The organism is Nostoc sp. FACHB-280, from assembly GCF_014697615.1.
Lineage (GTDB): Bacteria > Cyanobacteriota > Cyanobacteriia > Cyanobacteriales > Nostocaceae > Nostoc_B.
Genome location: NZ_JACJSD010000002.1, coordinates 49,332 through 60,336 on the forward strand (window position 1 = coordinate 49,332; position 11,005 = coordinate 60,336).

Consider the following 11,005-nt stretch of genomic DNA (forward strand, 5'->3'; position numbering starts at 1 on the left):
AAAAACCAAATTTTGATACAGTATTTTTACTGAAAGTAACCGTGAAAATTATTACAAAAGTATGAAATTGCTGACCATTTCTTAACAGGTTGTTATACTTAGCAAATTAAATTTGTTGCAGAATAAGCTTGAAAGCTTAAGTTAGAAAAAATTAGTACTTTAGTCTTATGTAAAATGTCTAAAACACTGTAAACTCTGATTTATCAGGTATTTCAGGCTTTATTCAGCCCCAAATTTATTATTTTAAGTGAGTTATCAGACATTTTACTGTACTTTAAACCATTTTGTGAGATTTTGAGCTTTTAATTAATTTTTCTATCTAAACTATTGATTTTTCTGATTACATCCTCTAAATCAACTTACAACATATTAACATCATAATAAACGCTTTCAGTAAATACACGAGATGAGATCAATGCTATTGATTAATGATGCGATCGCTATTATGAAGCTGATGTATTCTTAGCAACGTTTCTCACGTAAGTAAAAATCCCCAAATTAAAAAAATAATTCGGGGATGAAAACCTAAATCACACAAAATAGCTGTCTGTAGGACTCGTATTTGATTTTTGAAATTATCTGTACAGGCTGGAAGTAGGGATGAGGAAAGAGTATGTTTTGCAGCAATCAAATGTGAACATCATCTGAAATACTATTTTTGGCTGATGGTGGGTGGCGTAATTGCAGCGTACTGTTCTGGGGTTAACACTGCTTCTCGAATATTCACAGGTTTGGGAAGTAAGCCATTTTTATAGAAATAATCGGCTACTCGCTGTTGTTCTTGGATTAAATCGGGAGAAATGGCTCTTAAACCATAACTACGGCGGCTAATGACTAAATCCATCACATCGGGGGGTAGTTTTTGAAAAGGTGCGATGAGTTGGGCGGTTTCTTTGGGATGCGCCTCAGCCCAGCGTTGAATTTTGTCAATCTCTTCAATCACTATTCGCAGCAATTCTGGATTATCTATAGCAAATTGTTTGCCACCGATATAATATCCTCCTGGAGAGTCTAGGCCTTGAGAATCTCGCAAAATCCTGGCTTTACCTAATTTTTCGGCTCTGGCTAGATGCGGATCACCTGTTACCCAAACCGGAATTTTACCTTCTAAAAAGGCGCTGCTCGCTTCTACGTTGGGAATACTCAAAACTTTTATATCGCTATATTTCAAACCGACATCTTCCAAAGCTCTGAGAATAAAGTAGTGAGATGCTGATGCTTTTTGGAAGACGACTTTTTGTCCTTTGATATCTTTTAAAGTCTTAATGGGTGAATCTGGTGGTACTGCGATCGCACTACTTCTACCACTATTTTCGCTACGTCTTGAACCAACAACATAGACAATCTGCGCCCCAGCCGCTTGGGCAAAGATGGGAGGCGTTTCACCAACAGAACCCAAATCAATTTTGCCCACATTCATCGCTTCCATCAGTTGTGGCCCTTGGGCAAATTGTGACCATTCCACTGTCACTCCCAACGGTTCTAGACGTTTTTCTAATACTTTTGTCACCCTGACTAAATCACCAGCTTGTTGATACCCCATCCGCAAGACTTTGGTTTTGATACCTGCTGGCTTGACATCAGATACGTTATTCGCGGTAGATGAAGTTTCTGCTTTTGGAGTTGGTTGTGTGCAACTAATTAATGTGAATGAAGTTGCAATGCTCATCAACCCTGGAACTAACAACCGTGTAACACGATGAAAAATGTTTGTATATTGGGGTTTAACTGTAGCGACCATAATTTTTTTGTACGGCTAGATTAATTGATAACGGAGAGATAATTTTTTACCTGGCTCTATTGGCAACACCAGAAAACACAAAAAACTGTTGCTCTTTGGGTTCAGTCAGGTTTTCACCAAGGTAGCGATGAATGCCTACACCCATATCTCTGGTTGCTGTCAGCTTAAAGTTGACTTCTGCAAACCCAGCTTGTTGCAAAGATGTACGGACTGTTTCAGAGTGGGGAATACCATTGGAATGTCCGCGAGTCCAAATGATAAAAGCACCTTGTTTACTTAGGAAACTCAAATTTCCTAATAAGCGATTGAGTTCATTTTCGTCAGCAAGATTACCAAAAACGCCACAAACAATCACAATGTCTGCTGGTACTGCGCCTATATAGTTAGAGGCGACAGTTGCATCACCATTAATGAACTCAATTTGTTTTGTCAAACCCAATGATTCTATAGTTGCTTTGCCACGTTCTACGAGTTGGGAATTTAGCTCTACAAGTCGTGCATGAACATCTTGAGCGCGTGGGTGATTAGCTAAAGTTCCTAGTAAATCTCGTCCATCTCCAGCACAGACACTGACTACACGAATTACGCCTGATGGAGAGAAATTTAAACTGTGGGCGATAAATTCTCGCACAATTTCTAAACGCTGCTGCAATCTCGGTTCTGTTTGGTAGAGGTCGTGCCATTCAAACCAGTCTTTTGGCATAAGCTGATATTTCCGTTTCCGCAAACTAGAAGGAGGCACAGTGATTCATACACTGTACTAAAATACGGTTCATCGGTAGATTTACCGTATTTATATGTAAAAGCAGGCTATCACAGAAATTACAGTTAAATCAAGTCCGATCGCCAAGTGTTGAATACGGATATTGAAAGTTACCAATGCTGAATAATTTATGTGGTGAAGCAACCAGCGATCGCCAAAAAACAGTAACTTTAGTTACATTCTAAAAACCGTAGCTGACTTAATATTCCTGTCTTGAGCAGCACTGTGTTTCCAGCACAAATCTGAGCTTTCGAGAATGTCATTTTATTTTCCGGGTGTTGCACAAATGAACAGAAAATGTAAGTAACACTCAGGAAAAATTGAATACTCGCTGACATATTTCGAGAACCAATCACAAGAATGCTCACTTGTATCTGCTCAATTACTAATAGCAAATAACCTATGTTTAAAATAAAAAGTATTTAAGCACAGATAAATTGGCAAAAACATGACTGACAAGCTGCTATATCTCGCCTAAAAATTCTCACTTAATAAGAATTAAGAAGTCAAAAGCAATGATTAGATTGCTCAAAAAACGAGTGATTCATCTGTAAATTTCACAGAATTCAATACTAAAGTCTGTCTTCTAAATACTGAATTATATTTTGATAAAATTACGTCAAAAAACATCAAAAAACTTACAAAAAGAACAGCTAATCAATCATGAATCCTGCTTCTTCGTTCAGCGTTCAAGGAGAACTAAAATTTAATAAACAAAAGCAGTCTAATACTTTAGAAGCAATCATTATTAAACTTTTGAACTTAGTTGCAGAGGATACAGATTTAGTAGCAGAATTTATTCCGTTGTGGACAATTCAGGAATTTCAACTAGGTGATAATTTAACTAGATACACTGAGAATAAAGCTACAGCAGACAACAGCAATTTTTTTTACTTGGTATGTCAAGGTAGAGTGCGTTTATTGAGTTTTGATGCAACTTTGGGTAGGGAAGTTTCTTCACAGTTGTTATTAGCAGAACAGACATTTGGCGCAGATCATTTGTTTTGCGATCGCCCTTTATCATACCGTGCCATTGGTGCTAGTCCGGGTTTTGTAGCGCAAATTACAATTGCCGATTTACAACTGTGGTTGCAACGCTTACCAAATCTCCAAAAGCACTGGCAAAAGTTAGCAGTTGAGCGTCAAGCACTGATTTTTTTTAAAAGTTATACAGAATTGCGATCGCTCAACAGTGCAAGTTTACGGCAATTCTTACCTAATATAATTACTAGCAAAATTCCCGTTGGCGCATCTTTAAATACAGCCACACCAGCCAATGCGGGACGTTTTTGGTTAGCTGGGGGAACAACCTCACTCTTAGTTGGTGATAGTTGGGGATATCCTGATGTGACATCTCCCGATGCAATTGCGGAGACAGACTTGTTAGTTTACCAGCTACCGATTGAACAGTGGGAATCAGCCCAAGTATTTACTAGTCAAAATCCACAACCAAAAGTCGCCGTTATTGATCATTCCGAAATTACCCAAATTCCCCTTCCCAAACCGGAATCTTCCCAAGCAGAAATTCCCCCAGTCGCAGAAATTGATTTTCCCCAACAGCCAAAAGCTAAACCACGGCGAAAATATCCCTTGATTTTGCAACAAAGTTCATCAGATTGTGGTGCGGCTTGTTTAGCAATGATTAGCCAATATTGGGGTAAACGCTTCCGCCTCAATAGTTTACGCAACTTAGCAGCCATAGATATTACAGGCGCATCTTTAGCGGGTTTAGCCACAGCCGCCGAAACATTGGGTTACACAACATTACAAGTGCGGGCGAGTTTAACTAAGTTAGAGTCGCAAACTAATCCTTGGATTGCTCACTGGCAAAGCAATCATTATATAGTGGTTTGGCAAATTCAAGGCGATCGCATATTAATTGCTGACCCAGCGAAGGGGAAAAAATGGCTGTCACGCCAAGACTTTGAAGCCAATTGGACAGGATACGCACTTTTATTAGATCCAACCGCCAACTTTCACAGCCGCAAAAACGAGAAACTTTCCTTACGTCGTTATTGGCAGACATTACAGCGCGATCGCCAACTTATTCAATACATTATTCTGGTTTCTCTGGTCATGCAAGTATTTGGGTTGGCGACTCCCTTACTTACCCAAGTTGTTCTCGACCAAATACTATTACTGAAAAACTTTTCCACATTAAATGCTTTTGTACTCGGCTTTTTATGCTTGGGTGTCTGGGGTATTGTTTTAAATGCACAGCGACAATATCTGCTCGATTATTTTGCCAGTCGCATCGATGTTAATTTAATTGGTGGTTTTGTCAAACATACCTTACAGCTACCATTACAGTTTTTTACCACTCGCCAAGTCGAAGACATTCTCAGCCGCATTCCCGAAAATCGCCAAATTCAACAGTTCTTTACCCGTCGCGCTATTACTAGTCCAATTGATGCGGTGATGATTTTTGTTTATTTTGGGGTGATGGCTAACCTCAATTTGCGACTAACTTTATTAGTTGTGAGTGGAATTGTCCCCGTTGTGATGTTGACTGTAGGCGCAAGTTCATTCCTCCAGCAGATATCGCGGGAAGTTTTGCAAACATCCGCCAGCCAAAATTCTGCCACAGGGGAAATCATCACAGGAATTGTCACCGTCAAAGCCGCCGCCGCCGAAGGTTCAGTGCAGACATATTGGCAAAAGCGGTTGCTGACAATGGTTAAGACGCGGTTACGAGGACAGAAGTTAGCCAATGTCTTACAAATGCTGCGGAATTTAGTTAGTCACATTGCGACAACAGTTGTTTTATGGTGTGGGTTGCAACTAGTCATCACTGGGGATATGTCACTAGGTAAATTGGTGGCGTTCAATATGCTGATGAGTAATGTGATTCATCCTGTGTTGGCATTGTTAGAGTTATGGGATGAATTACCGGCAGTATTAACAGCCGTAGAGCGAGTTAACGATGTCTTAGATTCTCAGCCAGAAGAAAATCCCCAAAAACCCTTACAGGTAATGCCGTCGATTCGCGGTGAAGTGCAGTTTGAGAATGTATGTTTCCGCTATCATCCTGATGACCAGCATCATACTTTGCAAAATGTCTCTTTTCGCGTCAAACCAGGACAAACCATCGGGATAATTGGTCAAAGTGGTTGTGGTAAAAGCACTTTAGTCAATTTGCTGGCTGGTTTATATCGTCCTGAAAGTGGGCGAATTTTAATTGATGGCATTGATATTAGTACGGTATCGCCGCAATCGTTACGCAGTCAAATAGGTTTTGTCCCACAGGATAACTTTTTGTTTTCCGGGACGATTTTAGAAAATATTACTCTGTATAATCCAGATTTTAGTCCTGAACAAGCGATCGCCGCCGCCAAATTAGCCGAAGCTCACAGTTTCATCCGCGAACTACCTTTAGGCTACAACACCCCAGTCGGGGAAAGAGGTTTGCGGCTTTCTGGTGGACAAAAACAAAAAATTGCGATCGCTCGTGCTTTAATCAGTAACCCCAAAATTCTAATTCTAGACGAAGCTAGTAGCAGTCTCGACTCGGAATCTGAGCGTTGTTTGTACCAGAAATTAGCTCGTTTAAATCAGCACCACACTACCTTTATCATCTCCCATCGGCTTTCTAGTCTGCGCCATACCGACAATATCCTAGTTCTCAACCAAGGTATGTTAGTTGAACAAGGCACCCATCACAAGTTGATGGCAACCAAAGGTATTGATTAATTAACACAGTTCAGTTAAGAAAGTGTTTCTACAGAGACAAGGGAACACTTCGACAGCAATCGTATTTGATGTGTGAAAATCGAGAGGCTCAGATCCCCGACTTCTTCAAGAAGTCGGGGATCTTTTGGTTCACTTTAGTTCTAGCTAAGTCGGTGTGAGAAAACCCAACTATATTAAGAAAGGTTAATGAAGCTAAAATCTTCTTCCCTCCTGCCTTTACCCAACTACAAATATTTACGTCGCTCTACTTAAGCGGAAATGGCTTGAAGGCGATAGGCTAGGCAAGCTTTGTTTGTATAGCCCCAGACTAACTGTATTGTCCTTTATACCAATTCACGAAATTACTGATACAAATCACTTTCTCTGCAACTCGTCTTCCGGTCGCCGAGCGTTCGCGCAGCGTCTCCGTCAGGAGAAGTCGAGGCGATGCTTTCATATCTGTATCATTTTTAAAGTGAAATGGTATTACCCCTAAACCCAACCCCCGCAGATAATTGTTGTACATAATTCCCGGATGAAATTTATATTTTGTTAAAAATATTTTTAACAACGCCAAATACATAAAATTACTTTGTTATTGATAATGCTCTCGGAATTACGATATTTAGTGATTGTTTATTAGACAAGTTAATGGTAAATTTCTATATGAATTTGAACCAAATAAAAGTTTCTAATGAACAATAAATGAGGGGTCAAACCCCTCAGTAAACAGCGAATCCGTGACAATACTAAAACTTGGATAATACAAATGGAGACATCATAAAAATTCAGTATTTTTCACTGGTAAAGTTTTAATTGAGAAGATGACATTTAGGAAAAAACGTAGTATAAATACTAAAGTAGCTATTAATTTTTTTGCTAAATAACTTTGAAGTTCTCAGGGAAAACTAGAGCATTTTCACCAAGCTTTGCTAGAAAAACTAAAGCGAAAGATTATACGGTAAAATTATCAGGGCAGTAGATTAAACTAAGTATTGAGAACCTAAACAGAGGGTAAAACTGCGTCTACCAAGAGCCAAGCCACACTTTTATAGTCATTAAAATGACATTACCAAAAGTTGAAAAGTAACTAACTACTAAATCAAATACAGTTAACTTTCTACTCCAAGGTCAAGCTCATGGACATCATCATCAGAACACATGCAGTTCTAACCTCAGTACAAGGAATGAAACAGCTTTCACAGCTATATTTAGTCATTCTCCACAGGTTTATAGCTAAAACTAAACATAATTTTAGAGGGTAGTTGTTACAACATATCACTGCAACAACTATTGATTAATTATTGACTACCTGTAACACCTAATTCCCCAGTTCAATTAACACTATGAATCACAATCTAACTAGCGTCAGTAACTTTAATAAAGGTATCAATCCCCAACAATTTGACCAAATAGTAGAAGCAATTCTCGCTGGTAAGTATTCTTGGGCATGTGTGTTAATGCTACGTGTGGCTGGTTACAACCCATTACATTACATTCCTTATCGCACTTATAACAGATTGCTCAAAGAAAATTCGTCCACAAATAGAACGCAACAACAAGAAGTATCATCTGCTGAGAAATCTGTAGCAACTAATTGCTTGGGCAAAATTAAAGACTTAACTTATCTTGAGGTAGTAAGTAAACAAAAAACCGAAATTCGTGGGGGTAATATGGAGCAATGGTTAGCCCAAGAAAATCAAGAAGAACAGCCCCAAACATCCGCATCAAATAGCGATAACCCATGTAGAACTTTAACAAACAGCAGATAACCTGATGTTATTAATTATTGAAATTTATGTAAAATTATCACGTTAATTATACTGTTTCCAATTAACTAACCCATCTTTGAGACAATCTCTCAAGGTGGGTTTTGTTGTCATAGATTCAAGCTTCTAGAGCATGGAAAGTCCAGTTTAACCTTGTTATAAAGATTGCAATTAAGGATAAAAATATCTACCAAAATGTGCCAAAATGGCAAATTTAAACTATCAATATCATTTAAATTATACATAGAGCAGATGAGTTAACAAGCTCATCAACAATGATAAAATCATTGAATATCTGACTATGAAATACATTTAACTGATTGTTTTTGCTGAAGCAGTCAGTATCCCAGAGAGTACATAACTCTGAAACCAAGACAGACAATCAAACTGTTGCTATTGGTGGTTTTGTTTCTCAGGAAGCCTGAGCATCAACAAGTTAAAAAGTTGGATTTCCGCAACTTTTACTTTCAATGCCCTCTAGTCAGTTTCTCTATGGTGGGGGAAACTTAGTAGAGCCTTCCATACTTTTGTAGTCAGAGAAATAGACAACCTAATAGTTAACAGTTGTTGTGACTGAGAGAGCATATAACTACTACACTTTTGTTTTGATGCTCTAAATCCTAGTTCTACCAAACAGGATAATCTCTGCTGTAATAACACATAATGGATACAGTATTGGCTGGAAGCTAAAAGCCCAAATAGCTTCCAGTTTTTTATGTAAGTTGGTATATTTTTAAGCTGTACTAATATCTATGAGTGATTGGTCAAAAGTTTTGCCTGAATCAGAGGAAGTGATGCAATTCCTCAAAAAAGAAATGAGGTTGAAGGAAGTATCTCAAAATATTTTATTTCACAAAATTATCCGGCAAGCCGCCGAGGCCAGAGATATTACTATCACTCCGGCAGAAATTGAAGCAGAAGCAGAAAAGCAGCGCCGGGAAAGACATTTAGAAAGAGCCGCAGATACACTGGAATGGTTAGCTGATCAATTAATTACGCCTGAAGATTGGGAAAGGGGAATCTGCGATCGCCTATTATCTCACAAACTCGCACAGGTATTATTTGCTAATGAAGTAGAGCATTTTTTTCAGCGAAATCGCGCCGAATTTGAGCAAGTGATTTTGTATCAAATGATCATTGACTCAGAAACATTGGCACAAGAGCTATACTATCAAATTGAAGATGGTGAAATCAGTTTTTATCATGCCGCCAAAATTTATGATATCGATATTTATCGTCGGCGTAAATGTGGATATGAAGGTATAGTTTATCGTTCTGCACTTCAACCAGATATAGCCACTGTTGTATTTCGAGCGGCACCACAACAGGTAACATTACCTTATAAAACCGAGCAAGGTTATCACCTTTTTTTGGTTGAAGAATTTATCCCGGCTGAATTAACCAAAGAAAGATATCAAGAGATTATGGATAAGATGTTTCAAAATTGGTTGCAGACAGAATTGGCATGTATTCTTAAGACTAAATAAATCAGTGAGTTTGCAGTTGTAGAGATGTTATATACAACTTCTCTACAACAACAGATGAATTACATCTTCGTAAAGAAACGGTATAAATTATATTAGTATCAGGAGTATAAGTCATTCAACTGTAACCGCTGCGGATTTTTATATTCTGTATAATGAATACTTACAGATATATTAACTACTCCCATATTTTTTAATCTACTTTTTGTCCTAAAAATTAGTCATTGTATTTGAGATAAATCTAATTATTAAACTTTTGATAAAGAAAATATATTTTTTTCATTAAGTTCACCTTTTTTTCATAAAAGCTATTGACTATATTTAGAAAAATTCTTAAAAGAATAACAGTTAGGTTAACTTAACAAAGTGAGGAACTACAGGTTTTCGGCAAAATTTCTCTCTTAGCTTACTTTCCTATACTCATCAAGCAATTTTGTGAAACTAAGTACCAGCGTTACACCAAACTATAGGAAAGTTTGCCAAATTATTCAGTCTTACTAGTTCATCGTTTATTGTGTTTAGGTGTTTACCAGAAACTGCTGTTTATTGAGGCAAACAACAGCTATGCTGGCCAAATATTTTGTCAGATTTATAAACTACTACTGCTCAATGCTCTGCGCTCACAATTTAGGAGCGCAGTTTTTAACACAATTTTTCTCCACAGGTAGAATAGTTACTACTAGAAATACTTGTAATTAGATGATTCCAGTAGCAGCTATTCACACAAAACCCTAGATTGTCCGAACAAATGTAATATGAAAACTTCCCCTGATTATTTGTAAATTCAAGGGGTAAACATTCAACGTCGGCTAAAATTTTTCATCTTCCATCAGTCAGAAGTCAGCCTTCTAAATCAACAGGTTTTCAAGAGTAAATTTATCTCTTCATCATTGCCAGAGTCTGACTTCATATCGAACAGTAATTGTCAACAATAACTGGTAGTAATTATGTCAAACTATTCTAGCCAATACCAAGGTTTGGAAAATTATGATCCGCAAGATAGTAAGTTTTTAACACCTTTCCAAAGAAAGGCTTTGTTGAAAAACTTACAAAGTAATTTACAACCAGAATATCTCCGCAGAATTGAAATTATGTTACTGGCAGATATGGGGAAATCTCAAACTCAAATATGTGAGATTGTAGGTTGTTCTCAAGAAATGGCACGTTACTGGATTGGCATAGCAGAAGCAGGTTTAGCACATAAATGGAATGAGCGACCAATTGGGAGACCAAAAATTGTCAATGCTCAATATATCGACAGATTGAAAGAATTGGTAAGTCATAGTCCGCGTGATTACGGCTACGCATTTACTTATTGGACAGCTCAATGGTTAAGCAAACATTTAGCAAATGAATTGGGGATTTCGATTAGCGATCGCCATGTTAACCGCCTACTCAAACAAATGGGACTTTCGACTAAACCTAAAAGTTCCAACCAACAAAAAACAGAAGAGACAAAAGATAACAATATTACCATTAGTGACTTGCAAACTCACAGTGAACCGACTTTTCCTTGGTCATTTAATTTAATGCAGACAAATCAATAAGGTTCATTTAAGGTAATGAAGGTCTATCTATT

At 37.8% G+C, this 11,005-nt stretch carries 7 protein-coding genes; 4 read left to right on the top strand and 3 right to left on the bottom strand.

Features of this window, described 5'->3' with window-relative positions; translation table 11 throughout:
- Window positions 1–652 precede the first annotated feature (652 nt).
- The gene (locus H6G75_RS02070) at window positions 653–1,741 is read right to left on the bottom strand and encodes an aliphatic sulfonate ABC transporter substrate-binding protein (protein WP_190978350.1); all 1,089 of its coding nucleotides are present in this window, start codon (window positions 1,739–1,741) and stop codon (window positions 653–655) included.
- Between the two features lie 46 nt (window positions 1,742–1,787).
- Window positions 1,788–2,444 carry a class I SAM-dependent methyltransferase family protein gene (locus tag H6G75_RS02075; RefSeq protein WP_190978351.1) on the bottom strand — a complete coding sequence of 219 codons (657 nt, stop codon included), beginning with the start codon at window positions 2,442–2,444 and terminating at the stop codon, window positions 1,788–1,790.
- A 723-nt stretch (window positions 2,445–3,167) separates the two neighbouring features.
- Here H6G75_RS02075 and H6G75_RS02080 point away from each other — a divergent pair.
- Window positions 3,168–6,194 carry a cysteine peptidase family C39 domain-containing protein gene (locus H6G75_RS02080; RefSeq protein WP_190978352.1) on the top strand — a complete coding sequence of 1,009 codons (3,027 nt, stop codon included), beginning with the start codon at window positions 3,168–3,170 and terminating at the stop codon, window positions 6,192–6,194.
- 307 nt (window positions 6,195–6,501) lie between these two features.
- On the opposite strand, the gene H6G75_RS02085 is transcribed toward H6G75_RS02080, so the two are convergent.
- Window positions 6,502–6,756 (bottom strand): hypothetical protein, encoded by a 255-nt coding sequence (locus tag H6G75_RS02085; protein WP_190978353.1) that lies wholly within the window; start codon window positions 6,754–6,756, stop codon window positions 6,502–6,504.
- Window positions 6,757–7,519: 763 nt separating this feature from the next.
- Here H6G75_RS02085 and H6G75_RS02090 point away from each other — a divergent pair.
- The 3 genes from H6G75_RS02090 (at window position 7,520) to H6G75_RS02100 (ending at window position 10,973) form a co-directional block, all read left to right on the top strand.
- On the top strand, window positions 7,520–7,945 hold the full coding sequence (locus tag H6G75_RS02090) for a HetP family heterocyst commitment protein (RefSeq protein ID WP_190978354.1): 426 nt from the start codon (window positions 7,520–7,522) through the stop codon (window positions 7,943–7,945).
- A 749-nt stretch (window positions 7,946–8,694) separates the two neighbouring features.
- Window positions 8,695–9,429 carry a peptidylprolyl isomerase gene (locus H6G75_RS02095; protein WP_190978355.1) on the top strand — a complete coding sequence of 245 codons (735 nt, stop codon included), beginning with the start codon at window positions 8,695–8,697 and terminating at the stop codon, window positions 9,427–9,429.
- Window positions 9,430–10,373: 944 nt separating this feature from the next.
- Window positions 10,374–10,973, top strand: coding sequence for a helix-turn-helix domain-containing protein (locus tag H6G75_RS02100; protein ID WP_190978356.1), 600 nt, complete (start codon window positions 10,374–10,376; stop codon window positions 10,971–10,973).
- Window positions 10,974–11,005 lie beyond the last annotated feature (32 nt).